The organism is Nocardioides sp. LMS-CY (assembly GCF_018732145.1).
In the GTDB taxonomy this organism is placed as follows: Bacteria; Actinomycetota; Actinomycetes; order Propionibacteriales; family Nocardioidaceae; genus Nocardioides; species Nocardioides soli.
The window spans coordinates 990,176-1,015,418 of record NZ_CP076104.1; the positions used below are offsets into that span (position 1 = coordinate 990,176).

Sequence of the window (25,243 nt, forward strand, 5' to 3'; positions counted from 1 at the left end):
GTTTGTGACGCGAGCCTGCCTACGGTAGGCTCTCTCTTTGCGTCTGCCCTCAAATGCTCTCCAGCCTGCCCGGTGGCTGGTTCTGTGGTGGGCTGGACGCCGATCTTCCAGCGTTTCGTCGAAGGACACCTCTTGGCCGCGCGCACCTCCTCTGCCCCCGCCAACTCCACTGGCTCCCGCCGCATCTCTTTCGCAAAGATCACCGAACCCCTCGAAGTCCCGCAGCTCCTCTCCCTCCAGACCGACAGCTTCGACTGGCTGATCGGCAACGAGGCCTGGCAGGCCGTGGTGCAGCGCCGCCTCGAGGCCGGTGAGGACGTCTCCCAGAAGTCCGGCCTCACCGAGATCTTCGAGGAGATCTCCCCGATCGAGGACTTCTCCGAGACGATGTCGCTCTCGTTCGAGAACCCGGTCTTCTACGACCCGAAGTACTCCGTCGACGAGTGCAAGGAGAAGGACTTCACCTACTCCGCGCCGCTCTACGTGTCGGCCGAGTTCACCAACAACGACACCGGCGAGATCAAGGGCCAGACGGTCTTCATGGGCGACTTCCCGCTCATGACCGACAAGGGCACCTTCATCATCAACGGCACCGAGCGCGTGGTCGTCTCCCAGCTGGTCCGCTCCCCGGGCGTCTACTTCGAGCGCAGCGCCGACAAGACCTCCGACAAGGACATCTACACCGCGAAGCTGATCCCCTCGCGCGGTGCCTGGCTCGAGTTCGAGATCGACAAGCGCGACCTGGTCGGCGTCCGTCTCGACCGCAAGCGCAAGCAGAACGTCACGGTCCTGCTCAAGGCCCTCGGCATGACCGTCGAGGACATCCGCCGCGAGTTCGCCGACCCGAACAGCACCGAGGGTCGCGCCTACGAGTCGATCGAGCTCACCCTGGAGAAGGACCACACCCAGGGCGAGGACGACGCGCTGCTCGACATCTACCGCAAGCTGCGCCCGGGCGAGCCGCCGACGCGTGAGGCCGCGCAGACGCTGCTCAACAACTACTACTTCAACCCGAAGCGCTACGACCTCGCGAAGGTCGGCCGCTACAAGATCAACAAGAAGCTCGGCCTCGTCGAGGCCTTCGACCAGCAGACGCTGACCGTCGGCGACGTGGTCGCGGCGATCCGCTACATCGTGGCGCTGCACGACGGCCAGACCCAGATCGAGTCGCCGCAGGGCACGCTCGAGATCACCGCCGACGACATCGACCACTTCGGCAACCGCCGGATGCGCACCGTGGGCGAGCTGATCCAGAACCAGCTCCGCACCGGCCTGGCCCGCATGGAGCGCGTGGTGCGCGAGCGGATGACGACCCAGGACGTCGAGGCGATCACGCCGCAGTCCCTGATCAACATCCGCCCGGTCGTCGCTGCGCTGAAGGAGTTCTTCGGCACTTCGCAGCTCTCGCAGTTCATGGACCAGACCAACCCGATCGCCGGCCTGACCCACAAGCGCCGCCTCTCGGCGCTCGGCCCCGGTGGTCTGTCCCGCGACCGCGCGGGCATGGAGGTCCGCGACGTCCACCCGTCGCACTACGGCCGGATGTGCCCGATCGAGACGCCGGAAGGCCCGAACATCGGCCTGATCGGCTCGCTCGCGTCGTACGGCCGGATCAACCCGTTCGGCTTCGTCGAGACGCCCTACCGCAAGGTCGAGAAGGGCAAGGTCACCGACAAGGTCGACTACCTCACCGCCGACGACGAGGACCGCTTCGTCATCGCGCAGGCGAACGCCGTGCTCGACGACAAGGGCCGGTTCGCCGAGGAGCGGGTGCTCGTCCGCCAGCGTGACGGCGAGGTCTCCGAGGTCCTGGCCGACGAGGTCGACTACATGGACGTCTCGCCGCGCCAGATGGTGTCGGTCGCGACCGCGTTGATCCCGTTCCTCGAGCACGACGACGCCAACCGTGCGCTCATGGGCGCCAACATGCAGCGCCAGGCCGTGCCGCTCATCCGGAGCGACGCGCCGCTGGTCGGCACCGGCATCGAGTACCGCGCCGCGGTCGACGCCGGTGACGTGGTCGTCGCCAGCGAGGCCGGTGTCGTCAAGGAGGTCTCCGCCGAGGTCATCGAGACGATGAACGACGACGGCACCTACTCGACGTACAAGCTGTCGAAGTTCCGCCGCTCCAACCAGGGCACCTGCATCAACCAGCGTCCGCTGGTCTCCGAGGGCGACCGGGTCGAGGTCGGTACGCCGATCGCCGACGGTCCGTGCACCGACGACGCGGAGATGGCGCTCGGCACCAACCTGCTCGTGGCGTTCATGCCGTGGCAGGGCCACAACTACGAGGACGCGATCATCCTCAGCCAGCGCCTGGTGCAGGAGGACATCCTCACCTCGATCCACATCGAGGAGCACGAGGTCGACGCCCGCGACACCAAGCTGGGCCCCGAGGAGATCACCCGGGACATCCCGAACGTCTCCGAGGAGATGCTGGCCGACCTCGACGAGCGCGGCATCATCCGCATCGGTGCCGAGGTCAACACCGGCGACGTGCTGGTCGGCAAGGTGACCCCGAAGGGCGAGACCGAGTTGACCCCCGAGGAGCGGCTGCTGCGCGCGATCTTCGGTGAGAAGGCGCGCGAGGTCCGCGACACCTCGATGAAGGTGCCGCACGGCGAGTCCGGCACCGTCATCGGCGTCCGGGTCTTCGACCGCGAGGAGGGCGACGAGCTCCCGCCGGGCGTCAACCAGCTGGTCCGGGTCTACGTGGCCCAGAAGCGCAAGATCTCGGTGGGTGACAAGCTCGCCGGCCGCCACGGCAACAAGGGCGTGATCGCGAAGATCCTGCCGGTCGAGGACATGCCGTTCATGGAGGACGGCACCCCGGTCGACGTGATCCTCAACCCGCTGGGTGTCCCGCGACGGATGAACATCGGCCAGATCCTCGAGCTCCACCTCGGCTGGCTGGCCAAGCAGGGCTGGGACCTCAACCTGTCCGGCGACGCCAAGGACGCCGACTGGAAGCAGCGCCTGATCAAGATCCACGCGGACCAGGCCGAGCCGAACACCCGGGTCGCGACCCCGGTCTTCGACGGCGCCCGCGAGGACGAGATCACCGGCCTGCTCGGGGCGACCATCCCCAACCGCGACGGCGTGCGGATGATCGACGAGACCGGCAAGGCCAGCCTGTTCGACGGCCGCTCCGGCGAGCCGTTCCCGGACCCGGTCTCGGTCGGCTACATGTACATCCTCAAGCTGCACCACCTCGTGGACGACAAGATCCACGCCCGCAGCACCGGCCCCTACTCCATGATCACGCAGCAGCCGCTGGGCGGTAAGGCCCAGTTCGGTGGGCAGCGGTTCGGTGAGATGGAGGTGTGGGCGATGGAGGCGTACGGCGCCGCCTACGCCCTCCAGGAGCTGCTGACGATCAAGTCCGACGACGTGCCCGGCCGCGTCAAGGTCTACGAGGCGATCGTGAAGGGCGAGAACATCCCCGACTCCGGCATCCCCGAGTCGTTCAAGGTGCTCGTCAAGGAGATGCAGTCGCTCTGCCTGAACGTCGAGGTGCTCAGCCAGGACGGCTCGCAGATCGAGCTCCGTGACGCGGAGGAGGACGTCTTCCGCGCCGCCGAGGAGCTCGGCATCGACCTGTCCCGTCGCGAGCCCAGCTCGGTCGAAGAGGTGTGAGCTGGTGCCCCGGCGGGGTTTCGAGACAGGCGCAGAACGCCTTCCTCAACCACCGTCGGGGCCCTGCCTCCGCCCCCTACTTCACATCTTTCTAGTACTACCGAAGGGTTGCAGCCACCGTGCTCGACGTTAACTTCTTCGACCAGCTTCGGATCGGCCTGGCCACCGCGGACGACATCCGCACCTGGAGCCACGGCGAGGTCAAGAAGCCGGAGACCATCAACTACCGCACGCTCAAGCCCGAGCGCGACGGCCTCTTCTGCGAGAAGATCTTCGGTCCCACCCGGGACTGGGAGTGCTACTGCGGCAAGTACAAGCGGGTGCGCTTCAAGGGCATCATCTGCGAGCGCTGCGGCGTCGAGGTGACCCGCTCCAAGGTGCGCCGCGAGCGGATGGGTCACATCGAGCTGGCCGCTCCGGTCACCCACATCTGGTACTTCAAGGGCGTCCCGAGCCGCCTGGGCTACCTGCTCGACCTGGCGCCGAAGGACCTCGAGAAGGTCATCTACTTCGCGGCGTACATGATCACCTCCGTCGACGAGGACGCGCGGCACCGCGACCTGTCCTCGCTCGAGGGCAAGGTCGGCCTGGAGCGTGAGCGCCTCGAGAAGCGCCGCGACACCGGCGTGGAGGACCGCGCGAAGAAGCTCGAGGAGGACCTCGCCGCCCTCGAGGCCGAGGGTGCCAAGGCCGACCAGCGCCGCAAGGTCAAGGACGGCGCCGAGCGCGAGATGAAGCAGATCCGCGACCGGGCGCAGCGCGAGATCGACCGCCTCAACGAGGTCTGGGACACCTTCAAGACGCTCAAGGTCCAGGACCTCATGGGCGACGAGATGCTGTACCGGGAGATGAAGAACTGGTTCGGCAAGTACTTCGAGGGCCACATGGGCGCCACGGCGATCCAGAAGCGCCTCGAGGGCTTCGACATCGCCGCCGAGGTCGAGTCGCTGCGCGACACGATCGCCAACGGCAAGGGCCAGCGCAAGGTCCGGGCCCTCAAGCGCCTCAAGGTCGTCGACGCGTTCCGCAAGACCGGCAACAAGCCGCAGGGCATGGTGCTCGACGCCGTCCCGGTCATCCCGCCGGACCTGCGTCCGATGGTGCAGCTCGACGGCGGCCGGTTCGCGACGTCCGACCTCAACGACCTGTACCGCCGGGTCATCAACCGCAACAACCGCCTCAAGCGACTGCTCGACCTCGGCGCGCCCGAGATCATCGTCAACAACGAGAAGCGGATGCTGCAGGAGGCCGTCGACTCGCTGTTCGACAACGGCCGTCGTGGCCGTCCGGTCACCGGCCCGGGCAACCGGCCGCTGAAGTCGCTCTCCGACATGCTCAAGGGCAAGCAGGGTCGCTTCCGGCAGAACCTGCTCGGCAAGCGCGTCGACTACTCCGGCCGTTCGGTCATCGTGTCCGGCCCGCAGTTGAAGCTGCACCAGTGCGGTCTGCCCAAGCAGATGGCGCTCGAGCTCTTCAAGCCGTTCGTGATGAAGCGCCTGGTCGACCTGTCGCACGCGCAGAACATCAAGTCCGCCAAGCGGATGGTCGAGCGCGCCGACTCCGGTGCTCGGTACGCCGTGGTGTGGGACGTCCTCGAAGAGGTCATCACCGAGCACCCGGTGCTGCTCAACCGGGCGCCCACGCTGCACCGTCTCGGCATCCAGGCCTTCGAGCCGCAGCTGATCGAGGGCAAGGCGATCCAGATCCACCCGCTCGTGTGCTCGGCGTTCAACGCCGACTTCGACGGTGACCAGATGGCGGTGCACCTGCCGCTGTCCGCCGAGGCCCAGGCCGAGGCGCGGATCCTGATGCTGTCGACCAACAACATCCTGAAGCCGTCGGACGGCCGTCCGGTGACCATGCCCACCCAGGACATGATCATCGGCCTGTTCTTCCTCACGACCGACCGCGAGGACCAGCCGGGCGAGGGGCGGGCCTTCGCCGGCCCGGCCGAGGCCATCATGGCCTTCGACCGGGGCGAGATCTCGCTGCAGAGCAAGATCAAGATCCGCTTCACCGACATCGTGCCGCCGCTCGAGCTGGGCGCGGACGAGGCCGAGGCGGGGCAGCCGATCACGCTCGAGACCACGCTGGGCCGGGCGATCTTCAACGAGACCCTGCCCGCCGACTACCCGTACGTGAACTACGAGGTCGGCAAGAAGGCCCTCGGCGCGATCGTCAACGACCTGGCCGAGCGCTACACCAAGGTCGAGGTCGCCGCCTCGCTCGACGCGCTCAAGGACACCGGCTTCCACTGGGCCACCCGCTCGGGCGTCACCGTCTCCATCGACGACGTGACCACCCCCGGCGACAAGGCGCAGATCCTGGAGGGCTACGAGGCCCAGGCCGCGAAGGTCCAGAAGCAGTTCGAGCGCGGTCTGGTCACCGACGAGGAGCGCCGCCAGGAGCTCATCGAGATCTGGACCCAGGCCTCCAACGAGGTCGGCAAGGCGATGGAGACGACGTTCGACCGCGCCAACCCGATCTACATGATGGTCGACTCGGGTGCCTCCGGAAACATGAACCAGATCCGGCAGGTCGCCGCGATGCGTGGCCTGGTGGCCAACCCGAAGGGCGAGATCATCCCGCGCCCGATCAAGTCCAACTTCCGTGAGGGCCTGACCGTCCTCGAGTACTTCATCGCGACGCACGGCGCCCGCAAGGGTCTGGCGGACACCGCGCTGCGGACCGCCGACTCGGGCTACCTGACCCGTCGTCTGGTGGACGTCTCGCAGGACGTGATCATCCGCGAGGACGACTGCGGCACCGAGCGCGGTCTGCCCAAGCGGATCGGCGAGCGTCGTGAGGACGGCTCTGTGGTCAAGGCGGAGAACGCCGAGACCGCGGCGTACGCCCGGTCCGCGGCGACCGAGATCACCCACCCGGAGACCGGCGAGGTCCTCGCCGGCGCCGGAGAGGACCTCGGCGACGTCAAGATCGGCGAGCTGGTCGCGGCCGGCATCGAGGAGGTCAAGGTCCGCTCCGTGCTGACCTGCGACGCCAAGACCGGCACCTGCGCGAAGTGCTACGGCCGCTCGCTGGCCACCGGCAAGCTCGTCGACATCGGCGAGGCCGTCGGCATCATCGCGGCCCAGTCGATCGGTGAGCCCGGCACCCAGCTGACCATGCGTACCTTCCACACCGGTGGTGTGGCGTCGGCCGACGACATCACGCAGGGTCTCCCGCGTGTGGTCGAGCTCTTCGAGGCCCGCTCCCCGAAGGGTCGCTCCCCGATCGCCGAGGCCTCCGGTCGCGTGGAGATCGAGGAGACCGACAAGGCGCGCAAGGTCCTGCTCACGCCGGACGACGGCTCCGAGGTCCAGGAGTACCCCGTCTCGAAGCGCTCCCGCCTGCTCGTGGCGGACGGCGATCACATCGATGTCGGTCAGATGCTCACCGTCGGTACGCCCGACCCGCAGGACGTGCTGCGGATCCTCGGCGTCCGTCGGGCCCAGGAGCACCTGGTGGACGAGGTCCAGGCCGTGTACCGCTCGCAGGGTGTGTCGATCCACGACAAGCACATCGAGATCATCGTGCGGCAGATGCTGCGCCGGATCACGGTGATCGAGTCCGGTGACACCAACCTGCTCCCGTCCGACCTGGTCGACCGGGTGCGGTTCGAGGAGGAGAACCGGCGCGTGGTCTCCGAGGGCGGCAAGCCGGCCTCGGGTCGCCCGGTCCTCATGGGCATCACCAAGGCCTCGCTGGCGACCGAGTCGTGGCTCTCGGCGGCCTCCTTCCAGGAGACCACCCGCGTCCTCACCGACGCGGCGATCCACGGCCGCTCCGACTCGCTGCGCGGTCTGAAGGAGAACGTGATCATCGGCAAGCTGATCCCGGCGGGCACCGGCCTCGAGCGGTACCGCAACATCCGGGTGGAGCCCACCGAGGAGGCCCGCGCCGCGGCGTACTCCGTCACCGGCTACGACTCCTACGACTACGAGTTCGGTGGCGGCCAGGCCGTCGCGCTGGACGACTTCGACTTTGGCTCCTATCAGAACTGAGCGCGCAAGCGCGAAGTTCTGATGCCAGGAGTCAGGTTGAGGAGCGTCGACTCAGACCGCGCGCCAGCGCGGGATGAGTGACGCGTCTCGAAACCCAGTCGAGCAGAGGCCCCATCACCTGAGGGTGGTGGGGCCTCTGGCATTTCGAGACCCGGCGGTCGCCGCTTGGGGTTGCGGGTGGTTTCGAGACGGTTGCTAGCGCAACCTCCTCAACCACCGGAGTCGCGCTCGTTGGTTGAGGTGCGAAGGCGCGCTAGCGCCTGAGCCTCGAAACCACCCATGCGGGGGCGATCAGCGCCGACTCGGCGTTCTCGGAGGGTGCCTGAGACAATCGGGGGGTGAGCACTCCGACCCAGACCGACGTCCTCGTCGTGGGCGCCGGACCCGCGGGGTCGGCGGCCGCCGCCTGGGCGGCCCGGTCGGGCGCGGAGGTGGTGCTCGCGGACGCGGCGGTCTTCCCCCGCGACAAGACCTGCGGCGACGGCCTCACCCCTCGCGCGATCGGCGAGCTGCAGCGGCTCGGCCTCGAGGACTGGCTGCGCGCCCACACCGTCAACCGGGGGCTGCGCGCCCACGGCTTCGGGCAGACGCTGCTGCTGCCGTGGCCGGGGGGCAACCTGCCCGACTGGGGCTCGGCGGTCGCCCGCACCGAGCTCGACGACCACCTGCGCACCACCGCGATCAAGTCCGGCGCGACCGCGATCGACGGGCACCGCGCGTTCGACGTACGCCGTGCGGGCGGCCGGGTCACCGCGGTCGTCTTCCGCACCGACCACGGCCCGGTCGAGATCGGCTGCCGCCGCCTGATCGTGGCCGACGGCGTCCGGTCGCCGCTGGGCAAGGTGCTCGGCCGCGAGTGGCACCGCGACACCGTGTACGGCGTCGCGGGCCGTTCGTACGTCGCCAGCGACATGTCCGACGACCCGTGGATCAGCTCCCACCTCGAGCTGCGGGGGGCGGACGGAGAGATCCTGTCCGGCTACGGCTGGATCTTCCCGCTCGGCACCGGCGAGGTGAACCTCGGCGTCGGGACGCTCGCCACCGCGAAGCGGCCGGCGGACCTGGCGATCAAGCCGCTGATGGCCCACTACGCCGGCGAGCGCCGCGATGACTTCCAGCTCACGGGCGAGCTGCGGATGCCGACCTCCGCGCTGCTGCCGATGGGCGGCGCCGTGTCCAACGTCGCGGGGCCTAACTGGGCGCTGATCGGCGACGCCGCCGCCTGCGTGAACCCGCTCAACGGCGAGGGCATCGACTACGGTCTCGAGACCGGCCGCCTGGTGGCCGAGGTGCTCAGCGAGCACGACGACCTGAGCGCCGTCTGGCCGGCGCTGCTGCGCGACCACTACGGCGAGGCGTTCTCGATCGCGCGCCGGCTCGCCGGCCTCGTGACGGTCCCGCGGCTGCTGCCGACCCTGGGCCCGGTCGGGATGCGCTCGGACTGGCTGATGACGCTCGCGCTGCGCTGGATGGGCAACCTCGTCACCGACGACGACCGCGACCGGGCGGCCCGCGTGTGGCGCTGGGCCGGACGGCGCTCGATCGCCCGCGACCACCGCCCGCCCTTCAACTGAGATGGGCGGCCTCCCGAAGCGACAGCGGGTCGCGGCGTACGCCGTGATCCTGCGCGACGGGAACATCCTGCTCAGCCGGCTCTCGGAGAGCGTCACCCCCGAGGAGCTCTGGACGCTGCCCGGCGGCGGGCTCGACCACGGCGAGGATCCGCGCGACGCGGTGGTGCGCGAGGTCCGGGAGGAGACCGGGCTCGACGCGGCGATCGGTGAGACCGCCCGGGTCTACTCCGCCCACCTGCCCGGTGTCTGGCGCGACGGCCGTCGGGTCGACGCCCACGCGCTGCGCATCGTCTACGAGGGCTGGGTGCCGGTCGACGCGCCGCCGCCCCACGTCGTCGAGGTCGGCGGGTCGACGATGGCGGCGGCCTGGCACCCGGTCGAGGCCGTGCTCGACGGCACCGTGCCGGCGGTGCCGATGGTGCTCGAGGCGCTCGCCGACCACCGGCCGTTCCGCCACCAGCGGCTCGGCGCCTACGCGCTGGTCGTCAACGCCGACCGGGTGCTGCTCGTGCGGATCTCGGCACGCGGCTTCCACAGCGGCGCGTGGACGCTGCCCGGCGGCGGCCTCGAGCACGGGGAGTCGCCGCGCGGGGCGGTCCTCCGCGAGCTCCGTGAGGAGTGCGGCGTCGACGGCGCGGTGGGCGAGCTGGTCGCGGTGCACGACGAGCACTTCAGCGGCACCGCACCGTCGGGACGCTACGAGGACTTCCATGCCGTCGCGCTGGCCTTCGAGGTGTCCGTCGCCGACGACGCCGAGCCGGCGGTCGCGGAGGTCGACGGCACCACGGAGGTCGCCGCGTGGGTGCCGCTCGCCGACGTCGAGTCGGGTGCGCTGCCGGTGCGCGACCTCGTGCGCGAGGCGCTCAGGGGAGCGGCGCTGCGGCGACCTCGCACAGATTGAGCCGCGGATCCTTGTCGTTGTTCACGACGTAGTACGACGACAGCACGTAGCCCCGCTTCACGCCGTCGACCGACACCCACAGCCGCATCATCCCGTTGCGCGGCAGGTCGACCGGGCCGAGCAGCCCCGTCACGGGGTCGTAGCCGAGGTCCTCGTAGCGTTCGACGTGGTCGCCGACGTCGCCCTCGCCCTGGAGGTACTCGAAGTCGAGGTAGGACGCCTCCGGGTGCGTGCCGATCGGTCGGAAGGCCACGGTCTGGTCGTAGGCCACGCTGCCGGGCTCGCAGGTCACGATGGCCTCGCCCAGCCCCGGGATCACGGTGGTGCTGGTCCGCCGGGTCGCGGCCTCGTCGGTGCCGTGCCAGGTCAGCCCGAACTGGCCGTCGGTCTGGGTACGCAGCGACAGCGCCATCCGGCAGTACTGGTTGCCCGGGTAGCGGAACCGCTCCCACCACCAGCTCAGCTGGAAGGACGTCACCGGGGTCGTCAGCGCGCCCCCGCCGGGCTGGTCGCGCCCGGGGCGCTGGCTGATCACGCCGTACGCCGTGCCCGAGGAGAAGTCCTCGATCGGCGTGCGCTGGTTGAGTCCCTCGTGGGCGCGCGGGCCGGTGCCGCCGCGACCGTCGTCGGCCGCGGTCGCATAGGTGAAGACCCGTGCGTTCTTGACCGCGACGACGTCGCGGCCACGCTTCTGCTCGAACTTCGCGAGCCACATCTGGGTCTCGGCGCGCCGGTTGTTGGGCCGGACCCGGACCATGGTGCTCTTCGGCCGGCAGACCAGGTCGACCCGGCCGATGCCGGGCACGTTCGCGGTCCGCTGGTAGACCCGCTTGCGCTTCTCGCCCTTCCACTTCACGACGACCCGCGTCTTCCGGTCGACCGACGTGCGGGCCGGCGCCGCGGACGACGAGGGCACCGCGAGGCCGGCCACGGCCAGGGCGGCCGCGGTCCCGAGCGCGAGGAGGCGGTGCGTACGTCGGGTCATCGGGCGGGTTCGGCCGGGCCCTGCGACGCGCCCTCGGAGGCCTTCGGGTCGGTCGTCGTCGTCTCGCCACCCTCCGCGGGCACCACGAGTACCGGTTCGCGGGTGCCGTCGAGCCAGGCCAGCTCGGCCCGCAGGGTCTCGTCGGGCAGTGGCACCAGGCGGGCGTCCGCGGCCGCGGCCTGCGACTCGTTGAGGTAGTGGCGGATGAACTCCTTGACCTCCGAGCGGGCCAGCGACCGGGTCGTGGTCGTGATCAGCATCTGCGACGCGAAGGGGTACTCCCCGTCGGTGATCGTCTGCTGGCTCGGGAAGACGCAGTTGCGGCGCCCGTCGGGGCGGGTGATCTCGAACGGCCGCAGCTGGTCCTCGAAGACCTCGTAGTCGCTGAACCGGGCGTAGATCACGTGTCCGAGCGTGCCGTCGACGAGCCGCTTGGCCTCGGTCGCGCCGCCGAGGCGCTGGTTGGCCCGCTGGAAGCGAGCCCGCGCGGCGAGCAGGTCGGCGCGGGCCTCCTGGGCGGCGACCCGCGCGGCGTCCACCCGGGCCTGGTCGGCGGCCCGGTCGGCGGCGCTCCGCTTGTCGCGGATGCCCTTGGCTCGCTCAGCCAGGGCGACCTCGAGCTCGGACCGCGCGTCGAGGAACACCTGGCGCTCGGTCTCGAGCTCCGACTTGCGCAGCCCGCGGGCCCGGGCCAGCTCCGGGTACCTGAACGAGTGCCGGATCTTGTCCCGGCCACCGTTGAGGAAGCGCAGCGCCTCGTCGAAGTCGTCGTAGGTGAAGTAGTCGGACCGGACGTCGGTCAGCGCCGGCGCCAGCGAGCCGAGCACGGACTTGCCGAACACCTGGAAGTCCGTGGAGTCGAGCAGCGGGCCGCCGACCTTCAGCGGTACGTCGTCGAGGCCGACCTGGCTCCAGTTGGTGATCGGCGAGCCGGCCCGCCAGATCTCCTGGACCTGGTCGGTCGTGAGGCAGTCGCCACCCACGTCGGACTCGGACTTGATCGCGATCACGATCGCGTCCGACGCCACCTGGAACTGCACTACGTCGAGGCCGACGGCCTGGCAGGCGTCCCACTCGCTGCGCGAGATCGGCCGCAGCGAGCTGACGATGTCGACCTTGCCCGAGCACAGCCGCTGGAAGGCCTCCTCCTCGCCGTTGTCGGCGAGGTCGACCACGGTGTCGGTGCCGGTGGCCTGGTAGCGGTCGACCTCACCCGGGGTGAGCGAGATCGTGCTGGTCCCGTCGATGGCGATCTCGCCGCGCGGCCGATCGGGCAGGCCGGCGTTGGCCTCCTTGATCCGCGTCTGCCGGGCCTGCTCCTGCTCGTACTGGTCCGACTGGGCCTGCGCGACCAGGTCGGTCGCGTCGGTGCCGTCGTCGTGCGAGCACGCCGACAGCACCAGCACCCCCGCCAGCGCGGTCGCCACGGCGGCGCGCCGCCCCGGCCTCGTCGTACGGGCCCGGCCCATGGTTCGGCTCGTGGTCTGGCCCGTCACGGTGCGTCCTCCTCGGTCGTGGGGGAGGCGGGGGCCGACGGGGAGTCGGTGATCAGGGCCCCCAGCCGACGGCCGCTCTCGGGCGGGAACCGGTACTTGCGGCCGAGCTGGATCACCTCGAAGTCCTCGAGCCGCAGCCCGAGCAGCTCGTTCCCGGAGATCATCTGGCGCGTGACGTCGCGCTGGGCGTAGAGCGTCGGCACCGCGGCCCGGTCGACCACGATCGCGCCGTACGTGCGCAGCGCGGCGACGATCGCGTCGGACATCCGCTTCTGCTGCGAGGTGAGCCGGATCGGTCGCTGCGTGACCGGGTCCACCGGCGGTGGGATCGTCACGTTGCTCTTGAGCCGGATCCGGGCGCCCTCGGGGAGCGAGGTGACCCGGCCGTTGCCGTCGGTCGCCGACGCCGGCTGCACGAACACGCTCTGCGCGGGGCCGGGCACGCTGATCGCCAGCGCATGGTTGATCAGTCCGGCGCGCAGCTCGTTGGGCCGGATCAGGCCGGCGAAGAGCGGCAGCCCGGAGCCGCGCGCACTGGGCTGGTACGGCGCCTGGTAGCCGGGGCCGTTGAGGTCCCACTTGCGCATGTAGTTGTACGAGATGCTGCCGTCGTCCTCGCGGCGAGCGCGCCACAGGTCGTAGGCGACCGGCTTGCTGACGTCGAACACCGTGAACCAGCCGTCGTAGCGCGGGTCCGGGTCGACGTCCGAGGGGATGTTGAGCAGCTGGGTCCGCTCACCGTCGCCGCAGACCAGCTGCCGGCAGACCAGCTGGGTCGGCGTACCGCCGGCGACGACCGGGGTCGTCCAGCGATCGGTGTTGATGTAGAGGCCCTCGTTCACGATCCGACGGTCGGGGTAGTACGTGGTGCGACCGACGCGCTGGACGACGCCGACGCGCTCTCGGGCCTGCCGGATCATCTGGTGGGAGTTCTCGTCGACGTCCGCGTTGTCGATGCGGGTGTTCCACGGCGAGTCCGTCTCGAAGAAGCGCCGCTCGGGCACCGGCACGCCCTCGGAGGCGCTCTCGGGGTTGACCACCACCTCGAGGTCCGAGGAGCGGTCGCGGGGGCCGCCGCCGTCGCCGGAGCAACCGGCCAGCACCAGCGCACCGGCCAGCGTGCCGGTCATCAGCAGGGCCCGGAGGGTACGTCGCCGCGTGGTCATGGCCGGTCCTCCGTAGCGCCGGCGCGGAGCGGGGCGACACTCGCCTCCACCGATTCGGCGAAGCGGGCGACCGCATCGCTGATCTCGCTGAGCTCGCGCGTCTCTCGGGTCTGGGGGCTGCCGACGCCCCTCGGGGCGCGGGCCGCGCTGATGATCGCGTGGGCCTCGCGCCGCGCGGTGATCCGGATCAGCTCCGCGTCGAGCTCGGCCTGCGCCGTGAGCAGCTCGGCCCGACGCTCGGCCTCCGCCTCGAGCGCGCTGAGGTGGCGCAGCGTGGCCAGCTCCACCTCGCGGACCCGCTCGATCGCGGCGTCGACGACCTCCTGCACGGTGAGTCCCGGCTGGCCCCGGTCGATCGCCGGTCGCGCCGGTGGCACGGGTGGTGCCGGCTCCGCCGGCCGGGCCGGCTTGGGGAGCTCGGCCTTGACGGTCTCGGGCTTGCTGGGCTCGGGCTTGGCGGGCTTGGGCTTGGCGGGCTCGGGCTTGGCGGGCTCGGGTTTGCTGGGCTCGGCCGGCCGCTCCGCGGCCGGTGCGGTCTCGGGCGGGGTCGCCCTGCGGGCCTCCCGTCGGATCGCCGGCTGCGGGACGGGCGCGAGCTGGGGAGCCGGCTCCGGCGCGGGCTCCACCAGCCGGGTCGCGAAGTCGACCTGGCCGACCCGGGAGTCGGACGCGAGCTGCAGCAGGTCGTCGACCGAGGGTGGCGGTTGGATCGCGCCGAACCTCGACTCGCCCGCGTCCGCCCGCTGCTGTGTCTCCTGCTGCCCGGTCACTCGGCACCTCCGGTGGCCGTCGTGCCCGGAACCTCGTCGACGGGCTGGTCGGGGTCGAACCCGGCCGGCACCCCGACGAGCACGTAGCGGTCGGTATTGTAGACCACGGGCAGCCGCGGGTCGGCGCCGTCGGCAGCGTCGGGGTAGAACTGGCTGAGCAGGTCGTTGCCCGTGCCGGTCGACATCAGCAGGTAGTCGACGTACTGCGCCGGTGCCTGGGCCGCGGTCTTCCACGGGCCGTCGCTGTGGTCGACCCGGTCGAAGAAGAGGTCGGGGCGGCCGGTCAGCAGCATCACGGCGTACGTCTGGGAGTTGTCGGTCAGGATGGAGTTCCGGTCGCTGATGTTGGCCTTGATGTAGTCGGCCATCGCCTGCTCGTCGACGACGCCGACGCTCGCACCGCTCAGCGTCGTCGAGCCCTCCTGGGACTCGCCGGTCGAGACCGCGGCGGCGAACGGCGCCTCGAGGTTCTGGTAGCGGTAGCTCTTCATCGCGTGGAAGGTCCACGGGATGCTCGCCACCAGCAGCACCGTGAGGACGGCGCTGACGAGCAGGCCGTTGGACTCGGAGGACCGGGCGAGCCAGAGTCCGCCGATGACCGAGAACAGCAGGATCGGCAGGCTGTTGCGCATCTGCATCGGCGAGTCGGTGAGGTCGAGGAGCACCGAGAGCGCGGGGCAGACGATCGCCGCGGCGAGCATCAGGCCGAGCCAGAGCGCCAGCGGGTTGTTCTTCGAGGCGCCGACGAAGATCAGCGCGGGCAGCGCCACGATCGCGATCGGCGCGCCGTACAGCACGAGCTCACCGGTGCTGCGCAGCAGATCCACGCCGGTGAACGCGCCGGGGTCGCCGCCGCCGGCGTCGCTCGCGCTGGTGATCCAGTAGAACGGCTTCATCAGCAGCACCAGGTTGAAGACGGTCCACAGCGCGATGACGTAGAGCGTGGGCGCGGCGAAGCCGACCGTGGTGCCCTCGACCTCCTGGCCGTCGGCGCCCAGCTTCGCGAGGATGCCGCCGATCATGATCGCGCTCAGCACGAACCACAGCAGGCTGCTGTAGCCCGACAACGCCGCGACGCTGAAGGCGATGCCGGAGAGCATCACGAACCGGACGTCGGCCGTGACGTACCAGGCGACGAGCGCGCCCATCGCCACCACCACGAACGACATCGCGATCAGCTGGCGGGCGCCGCCGGCGGCGTACAGCGCGACGAGCGGGTTCAGGGCGAGCGCGACGAGGATGGCGTAGCGCACCGGGCCGACGATCTGGGCGCGGCGTCCGAGCGTGTTCAGCGCGACCATCGTCAGGCCGGCGAAGAGCGCGGACGTCAGCGGTACGACGGCGAGCGAGGAGCCGATCGACCTGAAGATCGCCAGGGGCGAGATCAGCAGGGTCGCGAGCGGCGGGTAGTCGAAGCCGATCGCCGACAGCTTGGCCGGGTCGTTGTGCCAGATCATCAGCGCCCGGTTGAGCCGGTCGAGGGTCTCGAAGCCGACGACGTGCATCTTCACGACGAGCCAGTAGCCGAACCAGGCGTAGGCGCCGGCCGAGACCACGAAGACCGCGGCGCTCTCCCAGGGACGCCGCTTGATGTCGCGCGGCCGCTGATGGACGGACTGGACCACGCCCGCCAGGCGCTCGCGCTCGGAGCGGACGTGGTCGACGGCGGGGTCGACCGGCTCGGCGACCTCAGCGGCGGACGGGCCGGCGGGCGGGTTGGCGGGCGGGTTGGCGGTGGCGCTCACGCGTGATCACCCGCGTCGAGGCCGTGCTCGGTCTTCTCCCAGTAGAACGGGTTCGTGAAGAGCTGGATGAAGCCCTTCCAGGCCGCCCAGCTCATCAGGCCCCAGTAGAGCGGGGAGAGCAGGGCGGTCCGGGTGATGCCGAACTCGCCGCGCTGCAGGCTGCCGGCGACGTTGAGGTAGACGAAGACGAAGTTGCCGACGAACAGCATCGCGCTGGCGGCGTAGAAGACGAAGCCCGGGAAGAGCTGTTGGATCAGGCCCCACTGGGTCAGCACGTAGAGCGTCGTCAGGGTCCAGAAGATCGGGTTGAGCAGCAGCACGAAGGCGTTGGCCATGGTGAGGTTGAAGCTCGTGAAGCCGCGGACGCCGGTCTCGCGCAGCAGGGTGCCCGGGCGGCGCATGTGCACGAGCCAGGTCTGGTAGTAACCCTTGATCCAGCGGCTGCGCTGGCGGATCCAGTTCGGGACCTGGGAGTTCGCCTCCTCCAGGGTGGTGGAGTCGATCATCGCGGTGCGGTAGCCCTCGCGGTGCAGGCGGATGCCGAGGTCGGCGTCCTCGGTCACGTTGAAGGGGTCCCAGGCGCCGAGCTCGCGCAGCACCGAGGTGATGAAGTGGTTCGACGTGCCGCCGAGGGGGATCGGCGAGCCGGCGGCGCCCATCGCGGGGAGCACCAGCTCGAAGTGCATCGAGTACTCGTTGGCGAACCACGCGGTGAGCAGGTTCTGGTTCTGGTTGAAGTGGTTGAGCTTCGCCTGGATGCACGCCACGTTGCCGGCGACCCGCTGGAAGGCGATGTAGGCCTTCTTCAGCTGGTTGGGCTCCGGGCGGTCCTCGGCGTCGAAGATCACGCAGAACGAGCCGGTCGCCAGCTGCAGGCCGTAGTTGCAGGCCTTGGGCTTGGTCTTCGGCAGCGCGTCGGGCACGACCACGAGGTGGAAGTGCGGCGGCAGGTTGAGCGACCGGATCGTCTCGATCGTGTCGACGTCGTCCTCCTCGCACAGCAGCTTCACGTCGAGCCGGGTGCGGGGGTAGTCGAGCTCGTTGATGCCGCGCACGAGGCGGCGCACGATGCCGGCCTCCTTGTAGAGCGGCACCAGGATCGTGTACATCGGCAGGGTGCGCTCGTCGAGCGCCGCGATGTCCTCGTCGGTGACGTCGGTCTCGAGGTGGGTGCCCAGCGCCCGGAAGGTCAGCTGGAACTTGTAGACCGAGACCAGCAGGTAGAGCAGCGAGCACGCCGCGACCAGGCCGATCAGGGTGCCGAGCGGCCACACGACGGCGCACAGCAGCACCGCGATGCCGACGCAGATGCCGAGCGCCTTCTGGGTGCCGGTGAACACGACGCTGGCCGAGTCCTCCGGGCGCGACTCCATCAGCGCGACCGTCGAGACCTCGACGTAGTGGGCGCTGTGCACGTGCTGGATGAGCTGGTCGAGCTCGGTGCGGTTGGCCAGCAGCTGACGGAACGGCGAGCCGAGCGCCTCCTCGACGTCCATCGCCTGCTCGGCGTCGAGCGGCCGGGCGACAGCGAGCAGCACCAGCTCGTCGGTGGCCGCGACCGGGATCGCCTGGAGGCGCTGCGCGAGCGGCTCCGGCAGCCGGCGGGCGACCTCGAGGTCGGGCGTGAAGTCGGACAGGCCGACGCGCTGCATCTGGTGCAGCTCCGAGAGGGCGGCCACCAGGACGTCCTCGGTGATGGCCTCGTGGGCGACGAGGATGTCGCCGATCGGGTCGCCGGTCCGCGAGTACTCGACCATCGCGACCTGGAGCTGCTCGTTGGTGACCAGCCCGCTGCTGGTCAGCATCCGGGCCATCTGCACCCGGGCCCGACGCTCGTCCGCGGTCTCCACCGTGCCCTCGGCGGGCGGGTAGACGAGGTCGATGGCGGCGCTGATCTCGTTGCCCGTGTGCCGCACCAGCTGCACCGGACGGTCGATCCGCTCCTCGACGACCTGGCGGGTGATCGGGTCGTCCGCCTCGGCGACCGCGATCAGCACGGTGCCGTCGGCGACGGCGTACGGCAGCACCCGGAAGGTGCGGCAGATGCCCTCGGGCAGCAGCCGGCCGAGCTCCGTGGGCACGCCGTCGGCGAGCCGCGCCCGGGTGTGGGTGGCGGTCGTGGTCATGACGCTCCTGCTCCGAACCCGCTGGCCGACTTCGGACCCGAACCCGTCGGGTCGGCGGGTCGCGCGGGACGTGTGCCACGCGAGCGCCAGACGAGGTAGACGAGGAATCCGATCCCCAGCGCCACCAGCGGTGCGATGAGGAAGGTGATGAAGACGACGAGGAACATCACGAGCGTGACGATCACTCTGACGACCGCAGCGCCCGTAGACATGCGTTGTGGGCGCGCTGCAATGCCGCTCATTCTCTTGCCCCCCTGCTGGCCGGGTCCCCACCCCCTGAGGACCTCCGGCTGCTCGCCAGGCTAGTCACAGCCGTTCATCGGCGGGTCCACATCCGATCCACAAAGGGGTAACAACCCCGGGTGGTCTAGGGGTGGCGCAGATATCTCCGGGCGATCACGCCGTACGCCGAGGGTGCGCCGACGTCGTTGCGCACCAGCGACATCGGGTCGGTCGGGTGGTCGGCCCACACCCAGAAGAGCGAGCCGATCCCGTGCTGGTCGGCCCAGTCGAGGTAGCGGGTGACGTAGCCGTCCCTGGGGTCGGTGGCGCCGAGCTCGCCGGTGAGCACGGGCACCCGGTCGGCCAGCGGGGCGAGGACGGAGTTCCAGCACTGCTCCGTGCCGCAGTCCTTGAAGTCGTAGCTGTGGAACGACGCGACCAGCTGGTCGTCGTCGGGTGCGAAGTCCAGCCAGTGCGAAAGGTCGTTGGCGTAGTCGAGGCCGCCGAGCAGCACGGGCTGGTCGGCACCCGCGTCGCGGATCTCGCGGACCACGGTGGCCATGCCCTGCACGGGGTAGGTGATCCGGGCCGCGGTGGCGGTCTGGTCGTCCTCGACCGGCGCCGCGCAGCCGCCGTCGCGCCAGCACTCCCAGGTCAGGTCGAAGACCAGCTTGTCGACAGCGTTGTAGCGCGAGTAGGGCTCGTTGAACGCGTCGAACATGACCGAGGGATTCTCGCGATACTGGCTGGCCACCGAGCGCCAGAACGCCAGCGACTCCGAGTCGGGCATCGCGAGGTTGCCGAACTCCGGCTGCCCCATCCGCTTGCGGCTGTGCAGGTCGAGCACCACGACCATGCCGTGCCGGTTGAGCGCGCTGACGAAGTGGCGGACGGCGGAGCGGTAGCCGATCGGGGTGCGCTCCTCGAACTGATCGCTCACCGGCGCGCCCCGGGTGCCGAGCCAGCAGTCCTGGTTGAGCGGCAGCCGCACCGTGTTCGCACCCCAGTCGGCGATCGCGGCCGCCTCGTCGGCGTACACGTCCGGGCCGGCGAGGGCGTCGAGCGACGACATCCCCCAGCCCTGGGCGCAGGCGTACTCGAAGCTGCTCCAGTTGACCCCGCGCGGCACGAACGTCGCGCCGCTGCGCGCGTCGACCAGGCGGTTGCCGTCGACGACCGGCTGCGGGGCTCCCGTCTCCACCCGGGCCGTCTCCGCGCCCGGCGCCCGCCGCTCGGCGTAGATCGCCCCGCCGGTCAGCAGCACGACGATCGCCACCACCGGCACGACCCAGCGCGCACGCCGCCCCATCAAGCCCCCCTCGTCCGGACCGAAGCGTACGGCCTGCTCGGCAACGGCCCGTCAACAATCGGTCCACGGCGCCGCCGCGCCGGTGGTGGGGGTTCCCGGTGGTTGAGGAAGGCGCGCCCCCGGTGGTTGAGGAAGGCGCGCCCACGGTGGTTGAGGAAGGCGCGCCCACGGTGGTTGAGGAAGGCGCGCTGGCGCCTGTCTCGAAACCACCCGCCGGTGTCGGGGGAGTATCGGCGTGCTCCCGCGGACCCGTTCGGCGCCTATCGGGAGGACGCCGACCTGTGGTCGGTTCGACGTGAGGGGTGGTTTCGAGACGGTTGCTAGCGCAACCTCCTCAACCACCGTCGTCGGGGGCACGGTGGTTGAGGAAGACGCGCCCACGGTGGTTGAGGAAGGCGCGCTAGCGCCTGTCTCGAAACCACCTGTACCGCGCGAGCGATCGTCAGGCGCCCTGAACCGGCGGCACGAGTGCGGGTGCCGTATCGGGAGGACGCCGATCTGTGGTCGGGACCGGGGATGCGTTCGTGGTGGTTTCGAGACGGTTGCTAGCGCAACCTCCTCAACCACCTCGTCGGGACTGGTCGCGTCGGGGGCACGGTGGTTGAGGAAGGCGCGCTGGCGCCTGTCTCGAAACCACCTGGTCCCGGGTTGGGGAGTGTCGGCGTCCTCCCGGGGGCGCCAGTGCCGCGTCGTGCCCCTCATGGGAGGCGAGCTCTACTACACCGACCTCCGCATCGCCGTCGACTACGCCGCCTGACCCGACCGACCCGGCATCGTCGGGTTGCGCTGCCACTACGGTGAGTGGATGAGCGAGACCGTGTTCACCTATGCCGCGCCCGCGCTCAAGTTCGGCCCCGGAGCGTCCGACGAGATCGGCCACGACCTCGCCCAGCGCGGGGCGCACCGGGCGCTGCTGGTCACCGACGCCGGCGTGGTGGCGACCGGCCATCCGGGGCGGATCGCCGAGCGGATCGCGGCGTACGGCGTCACGGTCACGATGTACGACGGGGTGCACGTCGAGCCGAGCGACGAGTCGTTCGCGGCGGCGATTGAGTTCGCCCGCGAGGCCGGGCCCTTCGACGCGATCGTCGCGGTCGGCGGCGGGTCGGCGATCGATACCGCGAAGGCGGTCAACCTGCTCACCACCAACCCGGGCGAACTGATGGACTACGTCAACGCACCGGTCGGCCGCGCGCAGGCGCCGTCGCAGCCGTTGCTCCCGCTCGTGGCGGTGCCGACCACGACCGGCACCGGCTCGGAGAGCACCACGATCTGCGTGCTCGACGTGCTCTCGCTGCACGTGAAGACCGGCATCAGCCACCCCGCGCTGCGCCCCACGCTGGCGGTGGTCGACCCCCGGCTCACGCTGACCCAGCCGGCGATGGTGACCGCGGCGGCTGGTATGGACGTGCTCTGCCACGCGCTGGAGAGCTACACCGCGCGCTGGTACGCCGACTTCGACGCCAAGCGGCCCGAGGAGCGGGTGCCCTACTGCGGCGCGAACCCGATCGCCGACCTGTGGTCGGAACGGGCGATGGTGCTGCTCGCCGGTTCGTTCCGCGACGCCGTGCGCGACGGTGGGGACGAGGCGGCGCGGGAGCAGATGGCGCTCGCGGCGACGTTCGCCGGGCTCGGCTTCGGCAACGCCGGGGTGCACATCCCGCACGCGAACGCCTACCCGATCGCCGGCCGGGTCCGCGACTACTCGCCCGACGGCTACCCCGACGAGCCGCTGGTGCCGCACGGGATGGCGGTGGCGCTGACGGCACCGGCGGCGTTCCGGTTCACCTTCGACGCCGCGCCCGAGCGGCACCTGCACGCGGCCGGCCTGCTGGGCGCCCGCGCGGAGGCCGGGCCGGACGCGCTGCCGGCCGCCCTCGTCGCGCTGATGCGCGACGTCGGCATCCCGAACGGCCTGGCCGAGGTCGGGTACGACGAGGGCGACGTCCCCGACCTGGTCGAGGGCGCCCTCAAGCAGCAGCGGCTGCTCGCGACGGCGCCGAAGACGCCCACGGACGAGGACCTCGCGGGGATCATCCGCCGGTCGATGTCCCACTGGTGAGGGTCCGGCGCGCCCGGATCCGCTCGGATGGGAGACTGTGCCGGTGCGCCTCGCGTTCCTCCTGTCCTCCGCGGCGTACGCCGTCCTGGTGGTCGTGGCCGCCGTGACGATGCCGGACCGGGTGCCGCTGCACTTCGGGCCCGGCGGCGACGCCGACCGGTGGGGCTCCCGCACCGAGGCGCTGCTGGTCTTCGGCCTCCTCGGCGGGGGCGTGGCGCTGGTGCTGGGTGGCATCGCGGTGCTGGCCCGACGGCTGCCGCTGCGATCGGCGTGGGTCAACCTGCCGCACAAGGACTGGTGGACCGCGACCCCCGAGCGCGAGGAGCGCGCTCGGCGACGGCTGAGTCACGACTTCTGGGCCATCGCCGTCGGGACGATGACCCTGCTCTGCATCGTGCTGGCGCTGACGATCGGTGCCGCCCACTCGGAGTCGCCCCGGCTGTCGGCCGGACCGTGGCTGGCGGTCGGCGCGCTGGCGGCGGCGTTGCTGCTCGCGATCGTGATGCCGCTGCGCTACCGCCCGGACGGTGACGCATGACCGCCGAGGTCGCCACCGGCGTCGTCGCCGAGCTCCACCGCCGGGGGGTCTCCGACGTCGACGACTCGACGCTCGCCCGCGCGCTGTACTCCTCCGACGCCTCGCTCTACCGCGTCGTGCCGCAGGTCGTGGTCCGGCCGCGGCACCCCGACGAGCTGCACGCGATCCTCGATGTCGCCCAGGCGACGGGCGTGCCGGTCACGATGCGGGGTGCGGGTACGTCGATCGCCGGCAACGCGGTCGGCGCGGGCATCGTCGTCGACACCCTCAAGCACCTCAACCGGGTGGTCTCGATCGACGCCGAGGCGCGCACCGCGGTGGTGCAGCCCGGCGTCGTGCACGCCGACCTGCAGCGCGCGGCCGCGCCGTACGGGCTGCGGTTCGGCCCCGACCCGTCGACCCACACCCGCTGCACGATCGGCGGGATGATCGGCAACAACGCCTGCGGTTCGCGGGCGCTGGGCTACGGCCGTACCGTCGACAACGTCGTCGACCTCGACGTCGCCTGGGCGCCGGGGGCGGGCGACGTCCGGGCCGAGCTCACGGGCCTGGTCGACCAGCACCTGGCCCACGTGCGGACGTCGTTCGGCCGGTTCTCCCGGCAGGTCAGCGGCTACTCGCTCGAGCACCTGCTGCCCGAGAACGGCCGGTCCCTGGAGCGCTTCCTCGTCGGCTCCGAGGGCACCCTCGGCGTGGTCACCCAGGCGACCGTGCGGCTGGTCGACGACCGGGTCGACCGGCGCCTGGTGGTGCTCGGCTACCCGTCGATGATCGAGGCCGCCGACGCCGTACCCGCCCTGATCGCGGCGACCGACGGCCGGATGATCGCCTGCGAGGGCCTCGACGCCCGGATCGTCGACCTCGTGCGCGCCCGCGGGGGCGGCGTGCCCGACCTGCCGGCGGGCGCGGGCTGGCTCTTCGTCGAGGTCGTCGACCCCGATCTGGTGGCCCCGGTCATCGCCGCCGCGGGAGCGCTGGGTCACCGGGTGGTGGAGGACGCACCGCAGGCCGCGGCGCTGTGGCGGATCCGCGAGGACGGCGCCGGGCTGGCCGCACTGAGCCTGCCGACCCCGGCGTACTCGGGCTGGGAGGACGCCGCCGTGCCGCCGGAGAGGCTGGGAGCCTGGCTGCGCGACTTCGACCGGCTGCTGCGCGACCACGACCTCGACGGCGTGCCCTACGGCCACTTCGGCGACGGCTGCGTGCACGTGCGGATCGACTTCCCCTTCCGCCGCGAGGACGGCGCGAAGGTCTTCCGCGACTTCCTCACCGCCTGCGCGCTCGAGCTGCGCAAGCACGGCGGCTCGCTGTCGGGCGAGCACGGCGACGGGCGGGCGCGCTCGGAGCTGCTGCCGCTGATGTACGACGCGGAGTCGCTGCGGCTGTTCGCCGCGGTCAAGGCGATCTGCGACCCGCAGAACCTGCTCAACCCCGGCAACATCGTCGACCCCGCGCCGCTCGACGCCGATCTGCGGCCGACCCGCCCGCGCGCCGCGCTGGCCCTCGCCGACCAGGTGCACCGCTGCACCGGCGTCGGCAAGTGCGTGGCCCCGAAGACCGCGGGCGTGATGTGCCCGTCGTACCTCGCCACCCGGGACGAGAAGGACTCCACCCGGGGCCGCTCGCGGGTGCTCCAGGAGGCGGTCGACGGCACGCTGGTGCGCGGCTTCGCCGACCCGGCCGTGCACGAGGCGCTCGACCTCTGCCTCGCCTGCAAGGGCTGCGCCTCGGACTGCCCGACCGGCGTCGACATGGCGACGTACAAGGCCGAGGCGCTGCACCAGAAGCACGACGTGCTGGGCGAGCGGCGCCCGCGCAGCCACTTCCTCCTCGGCGGGCTGCCGCGGTGGGCCGCGCTGGCCGCCCCGATGGCGCCGATCGCCAACCGGATGATGCGCCTGCGACCCGTCGCCCGCCTGGCCAAGGCGACCGCGGGCATCGACCAGCGCCGCTCGATCCCGACCTTCGCGCCGAAGACCCTGCGCAGGTCCGTCGGCGTGCCCGAGGTCGTGCCCGATGTCTGGATCTGGGCCGACTCCTTCAGCGACCACTTCTTCCCGGGCAACGGCCATGCGGCGATCCGCTGGTTGGAGTCGGTGGGGGTCACCGCCCGGGTGATCACCGACGACGCCTGCTGCGCGCTGACCTGGGTGACGACCGGACAGCTCGACAAGGCCCGCTCGATCATGGAGCGCACGGTCCGCACCCTCACGCCGTACGTCGAGTCGGGCGTGCCGGTCGTCGGCCTGGAGCCGTCGTGCCTGGCCACCCTGCGCAGTGACCTGCCCGAGCTGACCGGCTCGCACCTCGACGTGCTCAGCTTCGCCGAGCTCGTCGAGCGGCTCGACCTGCCGCTGCCCGACCTCTCCGGGGTCCGGGTCGTCGCGCAGCCGCACTGCCACCACGCCTCGATCATCGGCTGGGCGGCCGACAAGCGGCTCCTGGAGCGCGCCGGCGCGGCCGTCACCCAGGTGGCCGGCTGCTGCGGGCTCGCCGGCAACTTCGGCATGGAGAAGGGCCACTACGAGGTGTCGGTCGCCGTCGCCGAGACCCATCTGCTGCCCGCGGTACGCGCCGACCGGGACGCCGTCGTCCTCGCCGACGGGATGTCCTGCCGGGTCCAGCTCGACGACCTCGCGGACGTCCCCGCGATGCACCTCGCCGAGCTCTTCGCTTCTAGACTCGAGGCGTGAATCCCCGCCAGCGTCG

At 70.9% G+C, this 25,243-nt stretch carries 15 protein-coding genes; 7 read left to right on the plus strand and 8 right to left on the minus strand.

The features are described 5' to 3' along the window. The first annotated feature begins 132 nt into the window (after window positions 1-132). The 4 genes from rpoB to KM427_RS04785 all read left to right on the plus strand — a co-directional run bounded on the left by rpoB (window position 133) and on the right by KM427_RS04785 (window position 10,115). Window positions 133-3,636: a DNA-directed RNA polymerase subunit beta gene (gene rpoB, locus KM427_RS04770; protein ID WP_215526444.1), complete on the plus strand. Its 3,504-nt coding sequence runs from the start codon at window positions 133-135 to the stop codon at window positions 3,634-3,636. Window positions 3,637-3,755: 119 nt separating this feature from the next. Beyond that, complete coding sequence (locus KM427_RS04775; protein WP_183592856.1) at window positions 3,756-7,640, plus strand: DNA-directed RNA polymerase subunit beta'; 3,885 nt, start codon at window positions 3,756-3,758, stop codon at window positions 7,638-7,640. Between the two features lie 338 nt (window positions 7,641-7,978). Continuing rightward, window positions 7,979-9,214, plus strand: coding sequence for a geranylgeranyl reductase family protein (locus KM427_RS04780; protein WP_215526445.1), 1,236 nt, complete (start codon window positions 7,979-7,981; stop codon window positions 9,212-9,214). Between the two features lies 1 nt (window position 9,215). Continuing rightward, window positions 9,216-10,115 (plus strand): NUDIX domain-containing protein, encoded by a 900-nt coding sequence (locus KM427_RS04785; RefSeq protein WP_183592858.1) that lies wholly within the window; start codon window positions 9,216-9,218, stop codon window positions 10,113-10,115. Here KM427_RS04785 and KM427_RS04790 read toward each other — a convergent pair. The 8 genes from KM427_RS04790 to KM427_RS04825 all read right to left on the minus strand — a co-directional run bounded on the left by KM427_RS04790 (window position 10,078) and on the right by KM427_RS04825 (window position 19,934). Beyond that, complete coding sequence (locus tag KM427_RS04790) at window positions 10,078-11,100, minus strand: hypothetical protein (RefSeq protein WP_215526446.1); 1,023 nt, start codon at window positions 11,098-11,100, stop codon at window positions 10,078-10,080. The two genes, KM427_RS04785 and KM427_RS04790, sit on opposite strands and share 38 nt — an antisense overlap. Then, the gene (locus tag KM427_RS04795; RefSeq protein WP_183592860.1) at window positions 11,097-12,596 is read right to left on the minus strand and encodes a PstS family phosphate ABC transporter substrate-binding protein; all 1,500 of its coding nucleotides are present in this window, start codon (window positions 12,594-12,596) and stop codon (window positions 11,097-11,099) included. Before KM427_RS04795 ends, KM427_RS04790 begins: the two co-directional genes overlap by 4 nt. After that, window positions 12,593-13,762 carry a hypothetical protein gene (locus tag KM427_RS04800; RefSeq protein WP_215526447.1) on the minus strand — a complete coding sequence of 390 codons (1,170 nt, stop codon included), beginning with the start codon at window positions 13,760-13,762 and terminating at the stop codon, window positions 12,593-12,595. The genes KM427_RS04795 and KM427_RS04800 overlap by 4 nt, the downstream gene beginning before the upstream one ends. Then, window positions 13,759-14,532 (minus strand): dihydrolipoyllysine-residue succinyltransferase component of 2-oxoglutarate dehydrogenase complex, encoded by a 774-nt coding sequence (locus KM427_RS04805; RefSeq protein ID WP_215526448.1) that lies wholly within the window; start codon window positions 14,530-14,532, stop codon window positions 13,759-13,761. Before KM427_RS04805 ends, KM427_RS04800 begins: the two co-directional genes overlap by 4 nt. Next, the gene (locus KM427_RS04810) at window positions 14,529-16,277 is read right to left on the minus strand and encodes a hypothetical protein (RefSeq protein ID WP_215526449.1); all 1,749 of its coding nucleotides are present in this window, start codon (window positions 16,275-16,277) and stop codon (window positions 14,529-14,531) included. Before KM427_RS04810 ends, KM427_RS04805 begins: the two co-directional genes overlap by 4 nt. Beyond that, entirely contained in the window at window positions 16,274-18,403 is a 2,130-nt protein-coding gene (locus KM427_RS04815) for a glycosyltransferase (RefSeq protein WP_215526450.1), read from the minus strand. Before KM427_RS04815 ends, KM427_RS04810 begins: the two co-directional genes overlap by 4 nt. Beyond that, window positions 18,400-18,645, minus strand: a complete 246-nt coding sequence (locus KM427_RS04820; RefSeq protein ID WP_215526451.1) for a hypothetical protein — start codon at window positions 18,643-18,645, stop codon at window positions 18,400-18,402. The genes KM427_RS04815 and KM427_RS04820 overlap by 4 nt, the downstream gene beginning before the upstream one ends. Window positions 18,646-18,770: 125 nt before the next feature. Further along, window positions 18,771-19,934 carry a glycoside hydrolase family 5 protein gene (locus KM427_RS04825; protein ID WP_215526452.1) on the minus strand — a complete coding sequence of 388 codons (1,164 nt, stop codon included), beginning with the start codon at window positions 19,932-19,934 and terminating at the stop codon, window positions 18,771-18,773. 805 nt (window positions 19,935-20,739) lie between these two features. Between KM427_RS04825 and KM427_RS04830 the strand changes: the two genes are divergently transcribed. Genes KM427_RS04830 through KM427_RS04840 form a run of 3 tightly spaced genes read left to right on the plus strand, consistent with a single transcriptional unit; the run spans window position 20,740 to window position 25,227 of the window. Next, on the plus strand, window positions 20,740-21,996 hold the full coding sequence (locus KM427_RS04830; protein ID WP_215526453.1) for a hydroxyacid-oxoacid transhydrogenase: 1,257 nt from the start codon (window positions 20,740-20,742) through the stop codon (window positions 21,994-21,996). A 43-nt stretch (window positions 21,997-22,039) separates the two neighbouring features. Continuing rightward, entirely contained in the window at window positions 22,040-22,534 is a 495-nt protein-coding gene (locus KM427_RS04835; RefSeq protein ID WP_183592868.1) for a DUF1648 domain-containing protein, read from the plus strand. After that, entirely contained in the window at window positions 22,531-25,227 is a 2,697-nt protein-coding gene (locus KM427_RS04840; protein WP_215526454.1) for an FAD-binding and (Fe-S)-binding domain-containing protein, read from the plus strand. Before KM427_RS04835 ends, KM427_RS04840 begins: the two co-directional genes overlap by 4 nt. Window positions 25,228-25,243 lie beyond the last annotated feature (16 nt).